This window comes from Streptomyces sp. NPDC101160 (genome assembly GCF_044768205.1).
GTDB lineage: Bacteria > Actinomycetota > Actinomycetes > Streptomycetales > Streptomycetaceae > Streptomyces.
The window spans coordinates 1-23,031 of record NZ_JBIWPJ010000013.1 but is presented as its reverse complement, the minus strand read 5'-3'; the positions used below and the strand labels follow the sequence as shown (position 1 = coordinate 23,031).

18 protein-coding genes are annotated in these 23,031 nt (G+C 72.6%); 9 read left to right on the top strand and 9 right to left on the bottom strand.

From position 1 onward, the window contains the following. Nucleotides 1-273 precede the first annotated feature (273 nt). On the top strand, nucleotides 274-831 hold the full coding sequence (locus ACIRSU_RS33950; RefSeq protein WP_403800670.1) for a DJ-1/PfpI family protein: 558 nt from the start codon (nucleotides 274-276) through the stop codon (nucleotides 829-831). Nucleotides 832-958: 127 nt separating this feature from the next. Here ACIRSU_RS33950 and ACIRSU_RS33945 read toward each other — a convergent pair whose 3' ends face one another. Next, nucleotides 959-1,618: an HAD family hydrolase gene (locus tag ACIRSU_RS33945; protein WP_403800667.1), complete on the bottom strand. Its 660-nt coding sequence runs from the start codon at nucleotides 1,616-1,618 to the stop codon at nucleotides 959-961. Nucleotides 1,619-1,705: 87 nt separating this feature from the next. Further along, nucleotides 1,706-2,212 (bottom strand): DUF6912 family protein, encoded by a 507-nt coding sequence (locus ACIRSU_RS33940; RefSeq protein WP_403800665.1) that lies wholly within the window; start codon nucleotides 2,210-2,212, stop codon nucleotides 1,706-1,708. Between the two features lie 321 nt (nucleotides 2,213-2,533). On the opposite strand from ACIRSU_RS33940, the gene ACIRSU_RS33935 reads away from it, so the two are divergent. After that, nucleotides 2,534-2,938, top strand: coding sequence for an Rv3235 family protein (locus ACIRSU_RS33935; RefSeq protein ID WP_403800662.1), 405 nt, complete (start codon nucleotides 2,534-2,536; stop codon nucleotides 2,936-2,938). A 167-nt stretch (nucleotides 2,939-3,105) separates the two neighbouring features. Here ACIRSU_RS33935 and secA read toward each other — a convergent pair whose 3' ends face one another. Then, nucleotides 3,106-5,919 (bottom strand): preprotein translocase subunit SecA, encoded by a 2,814-nt coding sequence (gene secA, locus ACIRSU_RS33930; RefSeq protein ID WP_403800659.1) that lies wholly within the window; start codon nucleotides 5,917-5,919, stop codon nucleotides 3,106-3,108. A 308-nt stretch (nucleotides 5,920-6,227) separates the two neighbouring features. On the opposite strand from secA, the gene ACIRSU_RS33925 reads away from it, so the two are divergent. Together ACIRSU_RS33925 and ACIRSU_RS33920 are read left to right on the top strand one after the other, a co-directional pair. Next, a complete protein-coding gene (locus ACIRSU_RS33925; RefSeq protein WP_403800656.1) occupies nucleotides 6,228-6,812 on the top strand; it encodes a GNAT family N-acetyltransferase in 585 nt (194 codons plus the stop codon). A 483-nt stretch (nucleotides 6,813-7,295) separates the two neighbouring features. Next, nucleotides 7,296-8,459 carry a winged helix-turn-helix domain-containing protein gene (locus ACIRSU_RS33920; RefSeq protein WP_403800653.1) on the top strand — a complete coding sequence of 388 codons (1,164 nt, stop codon included), beginning with the start codon at nucleotides 7,296-7,298 and terminating at the stop codon, nucleotides 8,457-8,459. 198 nt (nucleotides 8,460-8,657) lie between these two features. Here ACIRSU_RS33920 and ACIRSU_RS33915 read toward each other — a convergent pair whose 3' ends face one another. From ACIRSU_RS33915 to mtrA, 6 genes are all read right to left on the bottom strand, one after another. After that, entirely contained in the window at nucleotides 8,658-9,413 is a 756-nt protein-coding gene (locus tag ACIRSU_RS33915; protein ID WP_403800650.1) for a response regulator, read from the bottom strand. A 240-nt stretch (nucleotides 9,414-9,653) separates the two neighbouring features. Then, the gene (gene hpf, locus ACIRSU_RS33910) at nucleotides 9,654-10,337 is read right to left on the bottom strand and encodes a ribosome hibernation-promoting factor, HPF/YfiA family (RefSeq protein WP_403800646.1); all 684 of its coding nucleotides are present in this window, start codon (nucleotides 10,335-10,337) and stop codon (nucleotides 9,654-9,656) included. Between the two features lie 293 nt (nucleotides 10,338-10,630). Continuing rightward, nucleotides 10,631-11,473, bottom strand: coding sequence for a ComF family protein (locus ACIRSU_RS33905; protein ID WP_403800642.1), 843 nt, complete (start codon nucleotides 11,471-11,473; stop codon nucleotides 10,631-10,633). A 677-nt stretch (nucleotides 11,474-12,150) separates the two neighbouring features. Then, a complete protein-coding gene (locus ACIRSU_RS33900) occupies nucleotides 12,151-13,923 on the bottom strand; it encodes an LpqB family beta-propeller domain-containing protein (protein ID WP_403800639.1) in 1,773 nt (590 codons plus the stop codon). A 262-nt stretch (nucleotides 13,924-14,185) separates the two neighbouring features. Beyond that, nucleotides 14,186-16,216 carry an MtrAB system histidine kinase MtrB gene (gene mtrB, locus ACIRSU_RS33895; protein WP_403800636.1) on the bottom strand — a complete coding sequence of 677 codons (2,031 nt, stop codon included), beginning with the start codon at nucleotides 16,214-16,216 and terminating at the stop codon, nucleotides 14,186-14,188. A gap of 1 nt (nucleotide 16,217) precedes the next feature. After that, the gene (gene mtrA, locus ACIRSU_RS33890; protein ID WP_197990047.1) at nucleotides 16,218-16,895 is read right to left on the bottom strand and encodes a two-component system response regulator MtrA; all 678 of its coding nucleotides are present in this window, start codon (nucleotides 16,893-16,895) and stop codon (nucleotides 16,218-16,220) included. 629 nt (nucleotides 16,896-17,524) lie between these two features. Between mtrA and ACIRSU_RS33885 the strand changes: the two genes are divergently transcribed. The 5 genes from ACIRSU_RS33885 to ACIRSU_RS33865 are packed head-to-tail and all read left to right on the top strand — an operon-like array spanning nucleotide 17,525 to nucleotide 22,893. Continuing rightward, complete coding sequence (locus tag ACIRSU_RS33885; protein ID WP_403800632.1) at nucleotides 17,525-18,724, top strand: hypothetical protein; 1,200 nt, start codon at nucleotides 17,525-17,527, stop codon at nucleotides 18,722-18,724. A 4-nt stretch (nucleotides 18,725-18,728) separates the two neighbouring features. Then, nucleotides 18,729-19,409, top strand: a complete 681-nt coding sequence (locus ACIRSU_RS33880) for a DUF4129 domain-containing protein (RefSeq protein ID WP_403800630.1) — start codon at nucleotides 18,729-18,731, stop codon at nucleotides 19,407-19,409. Next, nucleotides 19,406-20,605: a DUF4350 domain-containing protein gene (locus ACIRSU_RS33875; protein WP_403800628.1), complete on the top strand. Its 1,200-nt coding sequence runs from the start codon at nucleotides 19,406-19,408 to the stop codon at nucleotides 20,603-20,605. The genes ACIRSU_RS33880 and ACIRSU_RS33875 overlap by 4 nt, the downstream gene beginning before the upstream one ends. After that, nucleotides 20,602-21,585 (top strand): AAA family ATPase, encoded by a 984-nt coding sequence (locus ACIRSU_RS33870; RefSeq protein ID WP_403800626.1) that lies wholly within the window; start codon nucleotides 20,602-20,604, stop codon nucleotides 21,583-21,585. The genes ACIRSU_RS33875 and ACIRSU_RS33870 overlap by 4 nt, the downstream gene beginning before the upstream one ends. Nucleotides 21,586-21,597: 12 nt before the next feature. Beyond that, nucleotides 21,598-22,893 (top strand): DUF58 domain-containing protein, encoded by a 1,296-nt coding sequence (locus ACIRSU_RS33865; protein WP_403800623.1) that lies wholly within the window; start codon nucleotides 21,598-21,600, stop codon nucleotides 22,891-22,893. The last annotated feature ends 138 nt before the right edge of the window (nucleotides 22,894-23,031 follow it).

Here is a 23,031-nt window from a genome sequence, read left to right as displayed (position 1 = left end):
GGCCCGGACGGAAGGGATCGGCGAACGCGCCGTCGGCCCGGCCGCGGTGGCGGACCGGGCGGAAGCCGGGGGCTGCGTTGCCCCCGCGGCATATCGCGCTGATCACGGGAAAAGCCTATCGCTGTTGACCCCCACACCGTCATGGTCCTTATGTGTACAAAAGCGGGGCCGGAAGTTTGACACTGTGGACAGCGACGCATGGTTCCCCGGGGCACTCACCGAGACGCACCGAGACATACCGACATCAGGGATCTGACGGATCTGGGAGTCGCCATGGCGAAGATCTTGATCGTGACGGGGGACGCGGCGGAGTCGCTGGAGGTGATGTACCCGTACCAGCGGCTCCTCGAAGAGGGGTACGAGGTCGACATCGCGGCCCCGTCCCGCAAGCAGCTCCGCTTCGTCGTCCACGACTTCGAGCCGGGCTACGACACGTACACCGAGAAGCCGGGCTACACCTGGCCGGCCGACCTCGCCTTCTCCGAGGTCGACCCGGGCGACTACGTCGCCGTCGTCATCCCGGGCGGCCGCGCACCGGAGTACCTCCGCAACGACCCGGAACTCCGCAAGATCCTCAAGTCCTTCTTCGACGCCGACAAGCCCGTCGCCCAGATCTGCCACGGTCCGCTCCTCACGGCCGCTCTCGGCAGCCTCGACGGCCGTCACGTCACCGCGTACCCCGCCCTCGAACTCGACATGCAGGCGGCGGGCGCGACCTTCCAGGACACGGAGGCGGTGGTGGACGGCCGCCTGGTCAGCTCACGGGCCTGGCCGGACCACCCGAGCTGGATGCGCGAGTTCCTGAAGGTGCTGAGGGAGGCGAAGGCGTAGACGCCCCTGGGAGGGTGCGGTCATTCGCCGCACCCTCGCCGGGTGGACTGTGGGCATACGTTCCGCAGGGGCGGCACGTATGCCCCCCCGCGCGCTCCCCTGGTGGCCCTAGGGGGTGTCTCGCCCCCTAGACCAGCTCGTCCGCGACGGCGACGGCCTCGGCGAGCGTGTCGACGACGGGCACGCCGACCCGCTCCAGCGACGCCCGACTGTGCGACCCTCCGGTGTAAAGCACCGCCTTCGCGCCCACATGCGCCGCGGCAACCGCGTCATCGGCCGCGTCCCCGATGACGACCACCCGCTCCGCCGGCACGCCCTCCAGCGCCGCCAGATGCCGCACCATGTGCCCCGACTTCCCGTCCGGTGACCGGTCGGTCCGCCCGTCGACCCGCACGAAGCGCTCGGCGATCCCGTGCTGCCGCACGAGCGGTATCAGGTCGTCGTGCGGCGCGAGCGAGAGCAGCGACTGCGTGAAGCCGGACGCCTGCCGTGCGGCGAGCAGCTCCGCCGCGCCCGCCGTGAGCTGGGCTCCCTCGGCCTGGACCCAGTAGTGCCGGTGGAAGGCGCCGTCCATGAGCAGCCACTCCTCCTCGGTGGGCAGCCGCCCCATCAGCCGCTCGTAGAACTTGGGCACCGGCACCGTGTAGAGCTCCCGGTACCGCTCCAGGGTGATCGGTTCCAGCCCCAGCTCGGCGAAGGCCGCGTTGGTGGCGCCGATGACCGCGCCGATGTCGTCGAGCAGAGTGCCGTTCCAGTCCCAGACCAGATGCTTCGCGTGCTTACCCATGGGAAGCCACGGTACCTGCCGGAACGGACAGTCACGCCAGGTCAGGCCGGGCGGCCGGGCAGGGCCGGCCAGGGCCGGCCGGGAGAGTCAGCCGAGGAGCGCGGGGATCTCCTGTACCCCGAACCACAGCAGCTCGTGGTCCTCCGCCCCGTCGACGACGAACTGAGCGTCGTCGTCGCCCAGGTCCGCGGCGCCGAGCGCGGCGGCAGCGGCGGCGACGTCGGTCTCGGCGTCGTCGGCGTCGGCGTGTACGGCGGCGGCCTTGGCCAGCGGTACGGCGGCGGCGATACGGACCTCACCGAGCGCGCTCGCGTCGAGCCCGCGGTCGGGGTCGACGACGGCGTCCTTGTCGGCCACGTCGACGGCGACGACGACCCGCCGCCTGGCCGCCCCGGGGTCACCGGCGAGCATCCGCAGCGAGGCGGCGGCGGCGCGGTTGAGGGCGGCGTACTCCAGCTCCTCGATGTCGTCGGAGACGTACCACTCGCGCAGCGCGGGGGTGACGGCATAGGCGGTGAGCGGCCCGGGGCCCAGCTCGCCGTCCTTGTGCGCCTGTGCGAGACCGGGGAGGGTCAGAGGGACGTACACGCGCATGGCTGGCCGCTTTCGTAGTCGGAGACGCCCTCAGGATACGTGCGGAGTCCCCTTTCGGGGGCGGACCCCCATCACCCCGGCGGCCCGGACGGTCGCACGGACCGCCGTACGGGGTTGACGCCCCGAGGTGCGCGTACGAGGGCCTGCGCATCCTGTCCCGCCCGCTGCACGCGCCCGCCATCACCCTGATCGGTGAATCGCTCTGCGTGACCCCCGCAGGCCGGGCGCCCCTTGCGAGCGGGCCTGCCTCCCCCGTACAAGATGCCCAGGAAGTTACCGACTGGTATCAAACGGTCACTCATCGCGACGAACGGGGATCCCATGACCACGAACACCCTGCGCCCCCGCGGCCCCGCCGGCACCGGTCCTCGGGGCCGCGCCGGGGCCGCCCCGCGGCGGATGGCGCCGCCGCACCTGGTGTTCGCCGAGAAGCTCCTCGCGGTGCTGAGCGGGGAACGGCCGGTGCACTGGATGCTCGGCCACACGATCGGCGAGGCGTACGAGCAGCTGGTCCAGCTCGCCCCGGAGACGCCGTTGCGCTCCTCCGGCCCGCGCCCGGTGCTGCGCGCCTGCCGCTTCCACCCGCCGGCCGACGGCGCCCTGGAGGCCTGGGCCACCGTCGCCACCGGCGACCGCGTCCGCGCCATGGCCTTCCGCCTCGAACGCGGCTCCGACCGGCGCTGGCGCTGCGCGGCGGTGGAACTGGACGGCCTGCCGAGCGCTTGAGAGACGGCCCCAAGCCGCGGGGGGCCCGTACCGGGGCGACCACGACCTCACACGCCGAAGCGGCCGACAACGACCCGCGACCACGGCCCCAAGCCGAAGGGGCCGGCCGCCACCCGGCGACCGACCCCTCGGCTTCGTACACGACTACCGCACAGCTACCCGCACGGCTACTTCTTGCGGCGACGCCCGCCCGCGCTCTTCTGCGCCTTCCGGCGCTCCGCGCGCGTCAGGCCGTCGCCCTCGGCCGCGTCGCCGTCCGACGCGAAGTCGCCCTCGACGACCGAACCCTCGCCGTCGACCTTCGGCGCCGAGAAGTGCAGGCGGTCGGGGCGCTGCGGGGCTTCCAGGCCCTTGGCGCGGATCTCCGGACGGGCGGCGCCCGCCGGGACGGTCGCGTCCTCCTTGTCCAGGGACTTGGCCGCGTCCTGCACCGGGACCTCCTCGACCTGCTGCTCGACCTGGACCTCCAGGTTGAACAGGTAGCCGACGGACTCCTCCTTGATGCCCTCCATCATCGCGGAGAACATGTCGAAGCCCTCGCGCTGGTACTCGACCAGCGGGTCCTTCTGCGCCATCGCGCGCAGGCCGATGCCCTCCTGGAGGTAGTCCATCTCGTAGAGGTGCTCGCGCCACTTGCGGTCGAGGACCGACAGAACGACCCGGCGCTCCAGCTCACGCATGATGTCGGAGCCGAGCTGCTTCTCGCGGGCGTCGTACTGCTCGTGGATGTCGTTCTTGACGGACTCGGCGATGAACTCGGCGGTGATGCCCGCGCGGTCCCCGGCCGCCTCCTCCAGCTCCTCGATCGTGACCTTGACCGGGTAGAGCTGCTTGAACGCGTTCCACAGCCGGTCCAGGTCCCACTCCTCGGCGAAGCCTTCGGCGGTCTCCTGGCGGATGTAGTCGTCGATCGTGTCGTCCATGAAGTGGCGCACCTGCTCGTGCAGGTCCTCGCCCTCCAGGACGCGGCGGCGCTCGCCGTAGATGACCTCGCGCTGCCGGTTGAGCACCTCGTCGTACTTCAGGACGTTCTTGCGCGTCTCGAAGTTCTGGGACTCGACCTGGCCCTGCGCGGAGGCGATGGCGCGGGTGACCATCTTGTTCTCGATCGGCACGTCGTCCGGGACGTTGGCCATGGCCATGACCCGCTCGACCATCTGGGCCTTGAAGAGGCGCATCAGGTCGTCGCCGAGCGACAGGTAGAAGCGGGACTCGCCCGGGTCGCCCTGACGGCCGGAACGACCGCGCAGCTGGTTGTCGATACGGCGGGACTCGTGGCGCTCGGTGCCCAGGACGTACAGGCCGCCGAGCTCCTTGACCTCCTCGAACTCCGCCTTCACGGCCTTCTCCGCGCGCTCCAGGGCGCCCGGCAGGGCCGCGGCCCACTCCTCGACGTGCTCGACCGGGTCGAGACCTGCCTGGCGCAGCTCCGCCTCGGCGAGGTCGTCGGGGTTGCCGCCGAGCTTGATGTCCGTACCGCGGCCGGCCATGTTCGTGGCGACCGTGACGGCGCCGCGGCGGCCCGCCTGGGCGACGATCGCGGCCTCGCGCTCGTGGTGCTTGGCGTTGAGGACCTCGTGCGGGATGCCGCGCTTGCTGAGCTGCTGCGACAGGTACTCGGACTTCTCGACCGAGGTGGTGCCGACGAGGACCGGCTGGCCCTTCTCGTGCTTGTCCGCGATGTCGTCGACGACGGCGGCGAACTTGGCGACCTCGGTCCGGTAGATCAGGTCCGGCTGGTCCTTGCGCTGCATGGGCTTGTTCGTCGGGATCGGGACGACGCCCAGCTTGTAGATCTGGTGGAACTCGGCCGCCTCGGTCATGGCCGTACCGGTCATGCCGGAGAGCTTGTTGTAGAGGCGGAAGAAGTTCTGGAGGGTGATCGTGGCGAGCGTCTGGTTCTCGTCCTTGATCGGCACGCCCTCCTTGGCCTCGATGGCCTGGTGCATGCCCTCGTTGTAACGGCGGCCGGCGAGGATACGGCCGGTGTGCTCGTCGACGATCATGACTTCGCCGTCGATGACGACGTAGTCCTTGTCCTTCTTGAAGAGTTCCTTGGCCTTGATGGCGTTGTTCAGGTAACCGACGAGCGGGGTGTTGACCGACTCGTACAGGTTGTCGATGCCCAGCCAGTCCTCGACCTTGGCGACGCCGGCCTCGTGGATGGCGACCGTGCGCTTCTTCTCGTCGACCTCGTAGTCGCCGGTCTCCTCGATGCCCTTCATCGGGTTGCCGGGCTCGCCCTTGGTGAGGCGGGTGACCAGCTTGGCGAAGTCGCCGTACCACTTGGTGGCCTGGTCGGCCGGGCCGGAGATGATCAGCGGCGTACGGGCCTCGTCGACGAGGATGGAGTCGACCTCGTCGACGCACGCGTAGTTGTGGCCGCGCTGGACGAGCTCGTCCTGGGACCACGCCATGTTGTCGCGCAGGTAGTCGAAGCCGAACTCGTTGTTCGTGCCGTACGTGATGTCGCAGGCGTACTGCTCGCGGCGCTGCGCCGGCGTCATGTTCGCGAGGATGCAGCCCACCGTCAGACCGAGGAAGCGGTGGACGCGGCCCATCATCTCGGAGTCGCGCTCGGCGAGGTAGTCGTTCACCGTGATCAGGTGCACGCCGTCGCCGGACAGCGCGTTCAGGTACGCGGGGAGCGTGCCGACGAGGGTCTTGCCCTCACCGGTCTTCATCTCGGCCACGTAGCCGAGGTGGAGGGCGGCACCGCCCATGATCTGCACGTCGTAGTGGCGCTGACCGAGGACGCGCTTGGCCGCCTCGCGGACGGTGGCGAAGGCCTCGGGGAGCAGGTCGTCAAGGCTCTCGCCGTCGGCGTACCGCTGCTTGTACTCGTCGGTGAGCGCCCGCAACTCGGCGTCGGAGAGGTTGACGAAGTCCTCTTCGATGGAGTTGACCTGGTCCGCGATGCGGTGCAGTTTGCGCAGGATCTTGCCTTCGCCTGCACGCATGAGCTTGTGGAAGACGGACACTGAGGCTGGTCTCCTTGCCGGTCGGGCCTGGCACTGGGTCGTTGTCATGACTCGGGCGCGGGCACGGCAGGTGGTCCCCACCGCAACGGCCATCGTAAGCGAGACCGCCCTCGCGGAGGGAGGCCCGCAGGGCCGGAGCCCCCGCTTCCGTCCCCAGGACCTGTCCGGCGGCTCACCGCCGGGGCCGCGCCTGGTCCGCCGGACAGGCCCTCGCGCCTCACACAGGAAGAACGCACGAGGCCGCCGGAAGGTGCCGCCCGGCCCGAAAAGTGTTCGCCCCCGCGCGGGCGGGTCACCACAATTTCGTCATGGAGCCCATCACACTGAGCACCGACCGGCTGCGCCTGCGCCCGTTCACCCCGGAGGACGCCGACGCGGTGTACGACGCCTGTCAGGACCCCGACATCCAGCGCTGGACCACCGTCCCGTCCCCGTACGGCCGGGCGGACGCCGAACTCTTCGTGACCCGCATCGCCCCGGAGGGCTGGCGCCTGGACGGCGAGTACGTCTTCGCCGTGGAACCCCTGGAGGGCGGCCCGCTGCTCGCCGCGACCGGCCTGCACGCGCGTGGCCCGGGCGTCCGCGAGGTCGGCTACTGGCTGGCCAAGGAGCACCGCGGCCACGGCTACATGACGGAGGCCGTCACCGCCCTCGCCCGCTGGGCCATCGGCTCCCTCGGCGTCCACCGCCTCCTCTGGCGCGCCGAGGTCGGCAACGCCCCCTCACGAGCCGTCGCCGAACGCGTCGGCTTCACGGTGGAGGGCGTGGAGCGCGCCGGCCTCGTCAACAACGGCACGGTCCGTGACTGCTGGCTCGGCTCCCTCCTCCCCTCCGACCTCGGCCTGCCGTCCCCGCTCCCGTACCTGCCACCGAGGGCGACGCCGGAGGACTGAGGGGGCTGGGGGGCGGGCCACGTGGCCGCCGGGAGAGGGTCGGGGCCGCTGGGAAAGCGGTCGGGGCGCCGGGGAGGCGGTCGGGCCGCTGGAAGGCGGTCGGGGCCCTGGTGAGGCGGTCGGGGGCCAGCCGGAGGGGCCGGCGGGGAGGCGGTCGGCCGGATGGCCCGCCGCTAGACAGCCCGGGGCGGGACGGACTGGCCCCACCCCGAGACGGCCGGGAGGGGCTGCGCCAGCGCTCCGGAAGGCGTCCGGGAGAGCCCGCCCGAAGGGGGCGGGGGGCCAGCCCGCAGGGCAGCCGCAGGCCAGTCGGGGCCAGCCCGCAGGGCAGCCGCAGGCCAGTCGGGGCCAGCCCGCAGGGCAGCTGGGAGCGCTCTGCCGGCCTGGCCCGCCAGGGGCCGACTCCGGCCACCTTGCCTGGCGCCCCGGCCGACCCTTCGAAAGCTCCGCCCGGTGTCAGTGGTGCCCTCTAGGGTGCGGATCATGACTGCCGCTCCTCGCCCCGCCGCCGAACTGTCCGCCGACGACGCCCGCCGGATCGCCCTGCGGGCCCAGGGCTTCCTGGGAGCCCCCGACCGGCGGGCGGGGGTGCGGGGCGTGCTGCGGCACCTCGGACAGGTCCAGCTGGACACCATCTCGGTCCTCGCCCGCTCGCACGAGCTCATCCCGTACGCGCGCCTCGGCGCGGTCGGCCGCCGCACCGTCGAGGACGCGTACTGGACCGACGGCCACGCCTTCGAGTACTGGTCGCACGCCGCCTGCATCCTGCCCGTCGAGGAGTGGCCGCTCTTCGCCTTCCGCCGCCGCGCCTACCGCGACCGCCCGCACTGGGGCCACAAGCTCTCCCCGGCGGCGTACGACGCGGTGATCGCGCAGCTGCGCGCCGAGGGCCCGCAGACCGCGACCGAGCTGGGCGGGGCCAAGAACAAGGGCGAGTGGTGGGACTGGTCCGACTCGAAGATCGCCGTGGAGCGGGCGCTGATGTACGGCGAGGTGGTGGTCACCGAGCGGCGCGGCTGGAAGCGCGTGTACGACCTGGCCGAGCGCGCGATCCCGGACGGCCTGCTCCACGACGACCTCGACGACACGGAGTGTCTGCGCCGTCTCGTACGGCAGGCGGGCGAGGCCCTCGGCGTCGGCACCCGCGCCGACATCGCCGACTACCACCGGATCAAGGCCGAGGCGTTCGACGCGGTCGTGGCGGACTCGGGGCTCGTGCCGGTCACGGTGGCGGGCTGGGGGAAGCCGGCATGGGCGGACCCGGCGGCGCTCGCGACCGAGCCGCGCGGCCGGCACCGGACGACGCTGCTCTCGCCGTTCGACTCGCTGATCTGGGAGCGGCCCCGCACCGAGCGCATCTTCGGCTTCACGCACCGCCTCGAGGCGTACGTGCCCAAGCCGAAGCGGGTGTACGGGTACTTCGCGATGCCCGTCCTGTCCGGCGGCCGGCTCGTGGGCCGCGTGGACCCGGCGCGCGACGGCCGGACCCTGGTCGCCCGCCAGGTGACGCTGGACGGCGCGAAGGCGGTCCCGGCGGTGGCGCAAGCGCTGCGCGAGGCCGCCGAGTGGGTGGGCTGCGACGCGGTGGCGGTGGAGCGGGTGGACACCCCGGAACTGGCCCCGGAGCTGATCAAGGCCCTCGGCTGAGGCCTCCCACCGGACGGCCGGTCGACGGCGGCCGGCCGACGGGGCCGATGGACAGGGTCGGTCGACGGGAGCCAATGGACGGGGCCGGTGGACAGAGCCGTCGGCAGGCGCCGTTCGACAGGCGCCGCTCGGCGGGCGCCGTTCGGCAGGCGCCGGTCGGCGGGCGCCGCTCGGCGGGCGCCGGTCGGCGGGCGCCCGTCAGCGGATCTCGAGGATCTTCTCCCGCATCGCGTAGACCACCGCCTCCATCCGGGAGTGCAGCTGCAGCTTCTCCAGGATGTTGCGGACGTGGTTCTTCACGGTGTTCTCGGAGATGAACAGCTCCTTGGCGATGTCCCGGTTGTTCATGCCGGTCGCGACGAGCTTGAGGACCTCCAGCTCGCGATCGGTCAGCCGGGGCGCGGGCACGAGCCGGCGCTCGTCGGTGCGCTGGATCATCGACTTGAACTCGGTGAGGAGCTTCGACGCCATCGACGGGCTGATCTGCGACTGCCCGTCGGCGACCGCGCGGATCGCGGTGGCGACCTCGTCGGTGGAGATCTCCTTCAGGAGATAGCCGGTCGCACCCGCCTTGATCGCGTCGTAGAGGTCCGCCTCCTCGTCGCTGATCGTCAGCATGATGATCTTCGCGCTGGGGGCGACCTCCTTGATGGAGGTGCAGGCCTCGATACCGCCGCGCTTGGGCATCCGGACGTCCATCAGGACGATGTCGGGCAGCAGATCCGCGGCCTTGTCCACGGCCTCGGCACCGTCGCCCGCCTCGCCGACGACCTGGATGTCCTCTTCCTGCGCGAGAACGATCTCCAGACCGCGGCGGAAAAGGGCGTGATCGTCCACGACGAGGACGCGGATCGGCTCGCCCCGTGACGGGCCGTTGGCCGAATCCATTCCCCCCGGGTTCATCGTGCTCTCGGGCTCCCGCCCGCCGTGCACCGGCCCGAAGCTGTCCGCCATGGTTCCTCCCCCTGAAGGCCGTGGCCTGAAGTCGTGTACTGATTCGCTTTTCGGTCCCCAACCGCTGCTCGGGGAGCACCGGTTGGCATGCCCGCCATGATTTCATGCCGCGGCGACAACCAGGTGATCCCGTGGTCGCACGGGGGCGCGCACGGTCGCACAGGGGTGCCCCTGGGAGCGCTCCGGGCGCTCCAGGGGCACCATGTCAGGATCGTCCGCGACCGGGTCGATAACGGTGGGTCAGCCGCCGAGCGCGCCGCCGGCGCCGCCCCCCTCGGACTCGGCGAACGGGTCGTTCTCCACTCGGATGACGCCGAAGTCGTACGCGTGCCGTCGGTAGACGACACTCGGCAGCTTGGTGTCGGCGTCGACGAAAAGATAGAAGTCGTGCCCGACCAGCTCCATCTCGTAGAGCGCCTGGCCGAGGCTCATGGGAGCGGCCTTGTGGGTCTTCTCCCGGACTACCAGCGGCCCTTCGCCCTGGACCTCGATCGAGCCCATCATCGTGGTGGGCACGTCGGGCTCTTCCGGCACGAGCTCGCCGCTTCCGTTGAGCTGGGCGACACCCGGCACCACGTCGGGCACCTCGGCGGCCGACAGCCTGCCGGTGCCGCGGCGGGTGAACCGCTTGTCGTGCTGCCTGCGCAGCCGGGCCTCCAGCTTTCCGTGGGCGAGGTCGAGCGCTGCGTACGGGTCGCCTGCTGACGCTTCCGCCCGGATCACCGGGCCTCGGGAATGGACGGTGATCTCCACACGGTCGGACCGGTCGGCCTGCCGCGGGTTGGTCTCCTTGGACACCTCGACGTCGAGGCTGATCACCTTGCCGTCGAGCTTCTGGATCTTCTCCAGGTTCAGCTTCTCGGCCACGTGCTTCCGGAACCGCTCGGGCACCTCGGTCTTGCGGCCCTTGACGACGATGTCCACGCAGAACTCCGTTCCCGGATCACTCGGTACGGCTCCTTGGCCGGCGAGCTTCTCCCTTTGCACCAGACTCCGGCGATTACCGGAGTCTCGGACTTGGCGACCTGACCTCCTCCTCCCCAGCCGACAAGCTCCCCACCCCACCAACCCGAGGTTAATTCGCCTTGAACTCCTGTCCTGTAGGCGCACCCGTGCATTCGGTGAGGCGTGGCATTCGCCATTCCTCACAACCGAACATAGCTCGTTCGGACGGGTGTCGGCACCCGGTGCGGCCACTTACCTTCATTCGGGTGCTTTCACCTCTCACCACCTGCAACGATGCAACTTCCCCGTGAGTTCCGGTTTATTTCGAACGAGGCCGGAGAGGATGCGACTACCGCCGCCACCGGGCGTTCGAATAGGCCTTCCGCCGCGCCTCCCTTCGAGCTGTGCGTTAATCCGTGAAACGTGAACGGACGGTGTACTCCGCCCGCCGCGGGCCGGGCCGCCGCGAGCGCCCGCGCCGCCTCCGCGAGCGAGGCCCCCGTGGTCATCAGGTCGTCCACGAGCACCACCCGTCCGCCCGCCCGCTCGGCCTCGTCGAGCAGCCGCGCCGCGCCTGCCGCGACCTCCAGCGCCCCCGCCAGGTTCGCCAGCCGCTCCCCCGCGCCGAGCCCCGACTGGTCGGCGACCCACCGCCGCTGCCGCAGCGCCGGCAGCACCCGCGCCGCCGGCCCCGCACGCCGCAGCCGCCCGGCCGCGGCCAACGCGATCCGCCGCGTCGGATCGTGGCCACGCGCCCGCACGGAGCGCCGCGAGGACGGCACCGGTACGAGAAGCAGCGGCCCGTCCCCGGGTCCGCCCAAGCCGCCGGCAGCGGCCACCACGGCCCCGGCCAGCGCCGCCCCGAGGGGCCCGGCGAGCGGCAGCGCGCCGCGCTCCTTGTGGGCGAGGAGCACCTCGCGTACCGCACCCTCGTACGGCGCCGCGGCATGCACCACCGGCAGCCCCGCAGGCTCGGGCACCGGCCGCACCCTGCCCGGCCCGCTCCCGGTGAGCTCGGCCTCGCACGGCGGGCACAGCGCCGTACGGGGTCTCCCGCATCCTCCGCAGGAGACCGGCAGCACCAGCCCGGCAACCTCTCGCCACCACCCCTGCATGCCACTACTGTCCTCCGGCCCGACGCCCCCGGCCACCCCTGTGGACAACACCCTGTGGACAACGAGCACGGCCGCCGAGAACTGCGGGGCGCGGGGCGGCGGAAGTGAGGGGCGCAGGGCGTGGAGGCGCCGACACGGAGGCGCGGGGCGCACTTGGTGTGGGGCGCACTTGGTGTGGGGCGCACTTGGTGTGGGGCGCACTTGGTGTGGGGCGCACTTGGTGTGGGGCCCGCGCAGCGCGGGCCCCCTGCAGCGCGGGAGGCGCGCCGGTGGGGCCGCCCGGCGCGGGAGGCGCGCCGGTGGGGCCGCCCGGCGCGGGAGGCGCACAGCGTGAGGGCCCATGCAGCGAGGGGCGCGCAGCGTGAGGGGCACCCGCGCGGAGCGGACTCACGTGAGCGTCGCCCGGCGCGCGGCGCGCTCCGGGTGGGAGTCGCGCAGATGCGGGTGTCGCGGGGCGCGGAGCCTCCGCAGCGCGGGCACCCGCCAGAGGGGGCTCGCAGTGGGGCCTCACCAGTTGGAGTCGCCCGGTGCGAAAGACGCTCGCCGTGAGGGCGCCGTGCGCGAAGCGCACTCACCGTAAGCGTCGCCCGGCACGCGGCGCACTCACCGTAAGCGTCGCCCGGCGCGCCGCACGCTCAGCGTGCGGCGCGCCGGGGGCGGCGGGGGTCGCGGGTGGCTCAGCCCGGGTAGACCGGCGAGCTGCCCGCCTTCACCACCGGCTGCCAGTTCGCGCCCGGCACGAGCCGCACGATGCCGTCGTTCCCGGAGTTCGCGACCACCGGGGCGCTCTGGTCCGCCCCGTACGGCGCGGCCACCGACGTGACCCCGTTCAGGCCCGGGAGGACGGACGTCGCCGAGGTGGAGCCGTCGGTCTGGACGTACCGCACCTGCTGCACGCCCCCCTTCTCCGTGCCGACCACGACGAGCCGGCTCGGTCCGGCCCAGGAGACGGCGGTGACCGACTCCAGGCGGGGCGCCGCGTCCTGCAGGTCCTTGACGGTGACCTCGACGTGGCCGTCCTCGACCGTGCGCTCCACCCGGCCGATCTGCAGGGTGGTGCGGCGGTCCCGGGTCACGAGCAGCGCCATCCGCACACCGTCCGCGGAGACCCGCAGCGACTCGACGCGGGCGCCGTCCCGGAGCCACGGCGTGCCGACCTCGACCCGCTCGCCCTGGCCGCCGGGCACGAGCCACAGCCGCGGCTTCAGCGGGTTGCGGTCGGCGACCCACAGGTCACCGCGGCCGTCCCAGCTGGGCGCCGACAGCCGGTCGTCGGGCCGCAGGGCGCTGCTGATCACGACCGGCGCCGGGAGCTCCTCCTCGGTGGTGATCGAGCCGACGCGCAGCTCGCGCCCGTCGTTCACGATCGCGGCCGCGCGGTTCTCCTCGCGGTCCACCGCCACGGACCGCAGCGGCACCGCGCCCTTGCCGAACGGGCCGGGCACCTCGGCCGGCTTGTCCGGCTGGCGGCCGCCGACCGACAGCATCATCAGCCGCTCGTGCTCGTCGACGAAGTACGGGTTCTCGCCCCGGCCGGGGTTGCGGACCGGCGAGAACTCCTGCAGCGCCTGCCCCTTGCCGAGCAGGCACAGCCGGTTGCCCTTGCTGCCCAGGATCTCGACCTGCTCGACCCGCACCGACGTCAGGTCGCCCAGCGTGAACAGCAGCTGTGCCGCCATGCCCTTGCAGGCCGGCGCGTTGACGTTGTCGGCCTTGGCGTTGAGCGGGACCTTCAGGGTGGACTGGTCGTCGGGCGTCAGCGACCTGACGTCCTCCCGCAGCTCCGTACCGGACGGGAAGCGCGAGTCGACCGCCGGGCCGAGCCACTTCGTCGGGCCGTCGAGGAGCGCCTTGACGGTCTGCGTCACCGAATCCATCCGGGTGACGGGGTCCTGGCGCTGCCGGATGTAGACGGGGTCGGCGACCAGCCAGCTCTCGCCGGAGGCGAAGTAGTACTTGTTGACCGAGCGGTAGTTGCGCAGGAAGTCCGCCTCGCCGAGCACCAGGCCCCGCGGCAGGCTGTCGATGCGCCACTCCTTGCTCTTGCCGTCCGCCGACGGCTGCTGCACCACGTGGATGGCCGTGTCGAACTCGGACGGCACCTCCGGCCGGTACGCGTGCCTCGCGTCGACCTCCGCGATCCGCCGCCCCGAGATCGGGAACGTCCGCCCCTGGCTGTCCGGGTCACCGGGCCGGTCGGCCTGGTCGCGGTCGGGCGCGGTGGTGAGCACCGTGATGCTCTCCTCCGGCCTCCACGTCCGCGCGGCCTGCTTCGTCAGGTACTTCCGCGCCGTCGCGAACCCGGGGTCGTCACTCGTCATGGCCTCCAGGAAGCCGTCGACGATCTCGTCGGGGTCGGCGTTGTCGCGCGGCGCCACCGCGTACACCCGCACCTGCGAGTCCCCGGCGTTGGACGCCTTGACCGCCTGCACGTCCCCGCTGTCGGGCATCCCGGCACACCCGGTCACCACGAGCGCCCCACAGGCGGCGAGCACAACACCCCGCCCGACCCGCCCGGCCGCGGCCAGCCCAGCCGTCGACCAACCCGCCGCCGACCGTCCCGCCGCGGAAGGCCCGGCCGCCGACCGTCCGGCTACCAAAGGTCCGGCCACCGACCGTTCCGTCGCCGAACCCTCAGCCACCGACCGGCCCGCCGCCGAACGCCCGGCCGCCGACCGTTCCCGCCCCAGGGTCTCCCGCTTCCCTCGATGGTCAGCGCCCACCAGTTCCGTCCTCCCGCTCGGCGCGCGTCGACGCCATCGCCTCACCACTGTCGCCGTCGGCCGTCTCCGCGGACAGGGCGACCACCCGGGCTCCGCTGCCCGGCAGGGCCGTCGGATCTACCGTGGCGCGCGGCGCCGGCGGTATCCGCGGCGGTACGGGCAGAGCCGTACGAGCGGCCCCGGCCGCCCCGGTCGCCTGCACCGGTACGCCCGCGAGCCGCCCACCGGACGCGACACCGGCACCCGAACCCGCACCGGCCGCCCCGCCCAGGGCCGCCTGCTCGCGGTTGCGCCGCGAGTCGTCCGGTTCCAGCGGGATGGGGGAGCCACGCAGCGGCTCGTCAGCGGTACGGGGCAGGGTCAGCCGGAACTGGGAGCCGCCACCGGGCTCGCCCCACGCCTGGAGCCAGCCGCCGTGCAGCCGCGCGTCCTCGACGGCGATCGACAGGCCGAGGCCCGTACCGCCGGTGGTGCGGGCGCGGGCCGGGTCGGCGCGCCAGAACCGGTTGAAGACGCGGGTCGCCTCGCCGGGCTTCAGGCCGACGCCGTAGTCCCGTACGGCCACGGCGACGGCGCCGCCCGCGGCGGCGAGGCGCACGATCACGTCCTTGCCCTCGCCGTGCTCGACGGCGTTCACGACCAGGTTGCGCAGCACCCGCTCGACCCGGCGGGCGTCCGCCTCGGCCACCACGGGCTGCTCGTCGCCGACGACGACGATGCGGCTGCCCTTGCGCTCGGCCAGCGGCTCGGCGCCGCCGATGACGCGTCGCACCACCTCGCGCAGGTCTATCGGCGCGGCCTCGAGCGCCGCCGCGCCCGCGTCGAAGCGGCTGATCTCCAGGAGGTCGGAGAGCAGCGACTCGAAGCGGTCGAGCTGGTCGCCGAGGAGTTCGGCGGAGCGCGCGGTGACCGGGTCGAAGTCGGCGCGCGCGTCGTGGATGACGTCGGCCGCCATCCGTACGGTGGTCAGCGGGGTGCGCAGCTCGTGCGAGACGTCGGAGACGAACCGCCGCTGCATCCGGGACAGCTCCTCCAGCTGCTGGATCTTCAGCTGAAGGGTCTGCGCCATCTTGTTGAAGGCTTCGCCGAGGCGCGCGATGTCGTCCTCGCCGGTGACCTTCATGCGCTCCTGGAGGCCGTTGACCGACAGCCGCTCGGCGACCCCGGCGGCCATCCGCACGGGGGTGACGACCTGCCGCACCACGAGCCACGCGATGGCGCCGAGCAGGACGACGACGAACAGCCCGGCGGTGGCCAGGGTGGCCTTGACCAGGGCGAGGGAGTCCCCTTCCTGCGTGAGCGGGAAGAGGTAGTAGAGCTCGTACGGCTGGCCGTCGGCGTCGTTGAGCCGCTTGCCGACCACCAGACCGGGCTCGGACGGCTTGCCGCTGGTGTAGTGGATGCGGGCGTACGTCTGGAAGGTGTTGGTGCCCTGCGCGACGTTGTGCCGCAGCTCGTCGGGGATGCTCGTGGTCGGGTCGACCTCGCCGGAGGCGCGGGCGCCGCGGCTGGCGGTGTCGCCGGTCTCCAGGGAGAGCGCGACCACGTTGAACGCGCTCTGGCCGCCGCTGGCGAGCTGCTCGACGAGCGTGGAGCGCCAGTTCACCGAGGACCCGGCGCGGCCGCCGTCCTGCTCGCCGGGCGCGGGCTGCGTGGTCGCGGCCCGGTCCTGCGCGGCGGAGAACCCACCGGCGGCCTGGCTCTGCGCGGCCTTCTCCTTGGCGTCGAGCAGGCCGTTGCGGACCTGGCCGATGACGACCAGACCGAGCAGCAGCACCACGCCGAGCGACATGAGCAGGGTGCCCGCGACCACCCGCACCTGCAGGTTGCGGCGCCACAGGCGTACGGCGGGCAGCAGCGGACGGCGCACCCAGCGCGCGATCAGCCGGAACGCGGGTCCGCCCGGTGTTCCGTCCTGGAGGAGACGGCCCAGACCTCGGCCCCCCCGCCCCGGTCCGGCAGCCCGCCCCGCACGGACCCCAGGGTCCCCGGCCTTGGGAGCAGCACTGCCCTTGGTCATGTCAGCTCGGTCCCGCCTTGTAGCCGACACCGCGGACGGTCACGACGATCTCCGGGCGCTCGGGGTCCTTCTCGACCTTCGAGCGCAGCCGCTGCACGTGCACGTTCACCAGACGGGTGTCGGCGGCGTGCCGGTAGCCCCACACCTGCTCCAGGAGCACCTCGCGCGTGAACACCTGCCACGGCTTGCGGGCCAGCGCGACCAGCAGGTCGAACTCGAGCGGCGTCAGGGCGATCGACTGCCCGTCCCGCTTCACGGAGTGCCCCGCCACGTCGATGACCAGGTCACCGATGGTCAGCTGCTCCGGCGCCGGCTCCTCGGACCTCCGCAGCCGCGCCCGGATGCGGGCGACGAGCTCCTTCGGCTTGAACGGCTTCACGATGTAGTCGTCGGCCCCGGACTCCAGACCCACGACGACGTCGACCGTGTCGCTCTTGGCCGTGAGCATGACGATCGGTACCCCGGACTCGGCCCGGATCAGCCGGCACACCTCGATGCCGTCCCGACCGGGCAGCATCAGGTCGAGCAGCACCAGATCCGGCTTGGCCTCACGGAAAGCGGCGAGTGCCTTGTCACCGTCCGACACGAACGACGGCTCGAAACCTTCACCCCGCAGCACGATCCCGAGCATCTCGGCGAGTGCGGTGTCGTCGTCGACGACAAGAACGCGTCCCTTCATATCGACATCATCCCATTTCCGTATCAGTCTCAAGGCGGCTGGTGAGATACCTCACTGACCTGCGGTGACGTCCCTGTTTGCCCGCCGTGAACCGCCGGTGTCTGTGGGTGTTGATGTCAGACATGGATGTCACCCCCGTGGCCCCCCGTGGCCCCCGCTGGTCGCCCAGAACCGTACCTCGCGCGGCCGACATCGGCCCATGGGGAGGACCGGGCCCGTTCTCAGCCCGCCTCGGACGACTCGGGTGAGGAGATCGATTCAGCGAGGTGATCGACCAGCCCCGGGGACGACTCGGCCGGCGCCTTCGTCGCGGAGCGCGCCGGCGAGCACCTGCCGAACCCCGTCGTGCGCCTACGGCGTGGCTGACCGTGATGCCGATCTCCGCCATGCGGTGCACGACGCCCGCCTCGGCGCGGGACCCCGCCGCCGTTCCGTACGTCGGGAACGGCATTCGGCACAGTCCGGACCGCGACCGCCCCGGTGGGAAGGCCGAGGAGGAACTGCCCGCCCGTGGGCGGGTCCCGCGTGGCACGATGGCTCCCGGTCCGCCGCCCTGCCGGGCGGACGGCCGTTGAGACCAAGCCGGTTCGGCGATCCGGCACCGCGACCAATCCTCGAGGTGGACCACCGTGAACGACACTCCGGGCTGGACCTCGCCCGGATCCGCCCCCGCCGACGGCCCGAGCGGCACGCCCGGTGACACGAACGGCTCCGCCCCCCAGTGGTCCCAGCAGCAGCCGGCCGCCGGCCAGTGGCAGTCGCCGACCGGTCCCGGGCAGGCCGCACCGCCGCAGGCACCGGCTCGCGCACACGGCGGCCAGGGCGGCCCGGGCTGGGGCGCGCAGCCCCCGTACGGCCAGTGGGGCATGCCCGCGGCCGCGAAGCCGGGCGTGATCCCGCTGCGCCCGCTGACCCTGGGCGAGATCCTCGACGGCGCCGTGACGACGATGCGCCGCTACTGGCGGACCGTTCTCACCGTGTCGGTCACCGTCGCGGTGATCATGCAGATCGCGGAGACCCTGACCCAGCGCTATCTGATCCCGGCCCGCCCGGAGATCAACCCGGACGCCGGCCCCGCCGAGGCGATGGCCCAGGCCGTCGAGTCGATGAAGGCCAGTCTGATCGCCTCGATCCCGGCCTATGTGATCATGATCGTCGCCACGCTGATCAGCGCCGCTCTGCTCACCATCGTCATCAGCCGGGCCGTCCTCGGCCGCCCCGTCGACCTCGCCACCGCCTGGCAGGAGGCCCGCCCCCGGCTGCTCCAGCTGCTCGGGCTGACCCTGCTGATGCCGCTGATCGGCGGCGCCGTCATGCTCATCGGAATGCTGCCCGGCATGCTCCTCGGGGAGACGGAAGGCGGTGGTGCCCTCACCGCCGTCGGCGGCCTCTGCGGCTTCGTCGCCATGATCTGGCTGATGATCCGCTTCAGCCTGGCCTCGCCCGCCCTGATGCTGGAGCGCCAGGGCGTCATCAAGGCCCTCAAGCGCTCGGCGAAGCTCGTTCAGGGCTCCTGGTGGCGCATCTTCGGCATCAGCGTCCTCACCCAGCTCATCGTGCTCGTCGTCGCGTTCATCCTCGCGCTGCCCTTCGGCATCATCGCGGTGATCGTCACGGGCAACGGACTCTCCGGCATCAGCAGTGGCGGATTCGAGACCAGCTGGTCCTTCCTGCTCATCACCGGTGTCGGCGGGATCGTCACGAGCGCCGTCACCTACCCGCTCCTGGCCGGAGTGACCGTCCTCCTCTACATCGACCAGCGCATCCGCCGGGAGGCGCTCGACATCGAGCTCACCCGGGCCGCCGGACTCGCCGGCCAGGGAGGCTGATGGCGTGAGGGTCACGGGGGGAACGGCCGGCGACGTACCGGTGGACATCCCGCGCGTCCCCGCCCGGGAGGCGGCGGAGCGTGAGCTGTCCAAGCCGATGTACCACGAGAACGACCCCAGTCTTCTCCAGCGCGCCCTCGACCGCTTCTGGGACTGGATCGGCGGCCTCTTCGACGCGGCCGCCGGCGCGACGCCCGGCGGCGTCGTCGGCGTCGTGGCCGTCGTCCTGGTCGTCATCGCCCTGGTCGCCGCCCTCTGGTGGCGCCTCAGCACCCCCCGTCGCGCGCCCTCCGGCGGCGGCGACGCCCTCTTCGACGACGGCCCGCGCACGGCCGCCGAACACCGGGCCGCCGCCGCCCGCCACGCCTCCGCCGGCCAGTGGAACCAGGCCGTCCAGGAACGCATGCGGGCCATCGTCCGCTCTCTCGAAGAGCGCACCCTGCTCGACTCCCGCCCCGGGCGCACCGCCGACGAGGCGGCCGCGGAAGCCGGCCGGTCCCTGCCCGCCCACGCCGACGGGCTGCGCTCCGCCGCCCGTGCCTTCGACGACGTCACGTACGGCGGCCGAACGGCCGACGAGTCCGCGTACCGGCGCATCGAGCAGCTCGACACCGCCCTGGAACGCACCAAGCCGTCCCTCGGCACGGCCGGCGTCGCCTCCGCCTTCACGGAGGCGCCCCGATGAGCCGCTCGGCCACCAGCACCACCTCGGTCTCCCTCACGCCCCGCCAGCTCTGGACCCGCACCCGCGGCACGCTCGTGCTCCTGGCCCTGCTCCTGCTCGGCGGGACCCTCCTGGCCACGGTCCGCTCGGCGGACCACGGTGGCGGCTACCTCGACCCGCGCTCCGCCGACCCCTCCGGCGCCCGCGCCGTCGCCGAACTCCTCAAGGCCCGGGGCGTCACCGTGGACGTGGTCGACACCCTCGCCAAGGCCACCGCCGGCACCGGCGCCGACACCACCCTCCTGGTCACCACCCCGGACCTGCTGACCGACGACCAGCAGACCACCCTGTACGAGGCGATGACCCGCTCGTCCGGCCGCACCGTCCTCCTCGGCGCCGGCCTGCCGTCCGTAGGCACTCTCGTCCCCGACGTCGACACCGCCCCGAGCACCACGGCGGCGACCCTCGAGCCCGGCTGCACCCTGCCCGCCGCCACCCGCGCCGGCAGTGTCCAACTCGGCGGCGAGCGCTACCGGACCGGCACGACCACGGCCGACGCCTGCTACCTCTCCGACGGCCTGCCGACCATGGTCCGCGTCCCCGGCGCGGGCACCGCCGACACCGTCCTGCTCGGCTCTTCGCAACTCCTCACCAACAAGCGCCTCGCCCAGCAGGGCAACGCCTCCCTGGCCCTCCAACTCCTCGGCTCCCGCCCGCATCTCGTCTGGTACCTCCCCTCGCTCACGGATGTGCCCACCGACCCCGAGGCCGCGGACGACCCCACCGGCTCCTTCCTCGGCCTGGTCCCCTCCGGCTGGCTGTGGGGCACCCTCCAGCTCGCCGTCGCGGCCCTGCTCGCCGCCGTCTGGCGCGGCCGCCGCCTCGGCCGCCTGGTGACCGAGCAACTCCCCGTCGCCGTCCGCGCCTCCGAGGCCACCGAGGGCCGCGCCCGCCTCTACCGCAAGGCCGACGCCCGCGACCGCGCGGCGACCGTCCTGCGCACCGCGACCCGCACCCGGATCGCCCCGCTCCTCGGCGTCCCCGCCAAGGACGCCCACACCTCCGATCTGCTCCTCCCGGCGCTGGCCGCCCGACTCCCCGCCGACGCGACCGCCCACCGGGACCTCCTCTTCGGCCCGGCACCCGCCGACGACGCCGCCCTGATCCGCCTCGCCGACCAACTCGACGCCCTCGAAAGAGAGGTACGCACCTCATGAGCGCCCCGACCCCCGAGACCGTGCCGAGCTCGGACCGCGCCCGCGCCTCCCTGGAGGCCCTGCGCACCGAGATCGGGAAGGCCGTGGTCGGCCAGGACCCAGCCGTCACCGGTCTCGTCGTCGCCCTGCTCTGCAAGGGCCACGTGCTCCTGGAGGGCGTCCCCGGCGTCGCCAAGACCCTCCTCGTCCGGACGCTCGCCGCCGCGCTCGAACTCGACACCAAGCGCGTCCAGTTCACGCCCGACCTCATGCCGAGCGACGTCACCGGCTCCCTCGTCTACGACACCCGGACCGCCGAGTTCTCCTTCCAGCCCGGCCCGGTCTTCACCAACCTGCTGCTCGCCGACGAGATCAACCGGACGCCCCCGAAGACCCAGTCCTCGCTCCTGGAGGCGATGGAGGAACGCCAGGTCACCGTGGACGGCACACCCCGCCCACTGCCCGAGCCGTTCCTCGTCGCCGCGACCCAGAACCCCGTCGAGTACGAGGGCACCTATCCGCTGCCCGAGGCCCAACTCGACCGCTTCCTGCTCAAGCTGACGGTCCCGCTGCCCTCACGCGAGGACGAGATCAACGTCCTCACCCGCCACGCCCAGGGCTTCGACCCGCGCGACCTGAAGTCCGCCGGAGTCCGCCCCGTCGCCGGCCCCGCCGAACTCGAGGCCGCCCGGGAGGCCGTGACCAAGGTGGCGGTCTCCCCCGAGATCGCCGGCTATGTCGTCGATATCTGCCGTGCCACGCGTGAATCCCCCTCGCTCACTCTCGGCGTCTCCCCCCGAGGAGCCACCGCACTGCTCTCCACCGCCCGCGCCTGGGCCTGGCTCACCGGCCGGGACTACGTCACCCCGGACGATGTGAAGGCCCTGGCCCTGCCGACCCTGCGCCATCGCATCCAACTGCGGCCCGAGGCCGAGATGGAGGGAGTCACCACGGACTCCGTCCTCACCTCGATCCTCGCCCACGTCCCCGTACCCCGCTGAGAACGGCGCCCCATGGCCCTCACCGGACGAACCGCCCTGCTCGCCGCCATCGGGTCGCTTCCCGTCGGCATCCTCGCCCCCAGTTGGACGGGGATGCTGGCGGTGAACGCGCCGCTCACACTCGCAATTCTGTGCGACTACGCGATGGCCGCGCCAGTGCGAACGCTGCAGTTCACCCGAAGTGGTGATACGTCAGTTCGACTGGGTGACAGAGCCGACGTCCAGCTCACCGTCACCAACCCGTCCCGCCGCCGCCTGCGCGCCCAACTCCGTGACGCCTGGGCCCCGAGCGCCGCCCAGAACCCCGCGCGCCAGCAGCTGACGGTCCCCGCCGGCGAGCGCCGTCGCCTCACCACGGCCCTGCGCCCGACCCGCCGCGGCGACCGGCGCGCAGAGCGCGTCACCGTCCGCTCGTACGGCCCGCTCGGCCTCGCCGCCCGCCAGGGCAACCACGAGGTCCCCTGGACGGTCCGCGTCCTGCCGCCGTTCACCAGCCGCAAACACCTGCCCTCGCGCCTGGCACGCCTCCGTGAACTCGACGGCCGCACCAGCGTTCTGACGCGCGGTGAGGGAACGGAGTTCGACAGCCTGCGCGAGTACGTCCCCGGTGACGACACCCGCTCCATCGACTGGCGGGCCAGCGCACGTCAGTCCATGGTCGCGGTCCGCACCTGGCGTCCCGAGCGCGACCGCCACATCCTCATCGTCCTGGACACCGGCCGCACCTCGGCCGGCCGAGTCGGCGACGTGCCCCGCCTCGACGCCGCGATGGACGCCGCCCTCCTGCTCACCGCCCTCGCCTCCCGCGCCGGCGACCGCGTCGACCTCGTGGCCTACGACCGCCGTCTCCGCGCCCAGGTCCAAGGCCGCTCCGCGAACGACGTCCTGCCCGCGGTGGTGGACGCTCTCGCCCCGCTGGAACCCTCGCTGGTCGAGACCTACGCCCGCGGCCTGGCGGCCACAGCACTGGCCCGCGCCCCGCGCCGTTCCCTCATCGTCCTGCTCACCGGCCTGGACGCCTCCCCGATCGAAGAGGGCCTCCTCCCGGTCCTCCCGCAACTCACCCAGCGCCACACGGTCCTGATCGCCTCCCCCGCCGACCCGCACATCGCCCGCATGGCGACCACCCGCGGCTCGATCGAGGGCGTCTACGAGGCCGCCGCCGCAACCCAGGCCCAGTCCCAGCGCCTCCGTACGGCGGAACAGCTCCAGCGTCATGGCGTCACCGTCGTGGACGCGACCCCCGACGAGCTCGCTCCGGCCCTCGCAGACGCGTATTTGGCTCTGAAGGCGGCCGGCCGACTGTGAGGGGTGAGTCCCTTGGGGGCGGGGCCTCCCCTCGAAAGCCCCTCAGAACGCAGAAAAGCCCCGCACCATACGGTGCGGGGCTTTCCCACAATGATTGTTCGGCGGCGTCCTACTCTCCCACAGGGTCCCCCCTGCAGT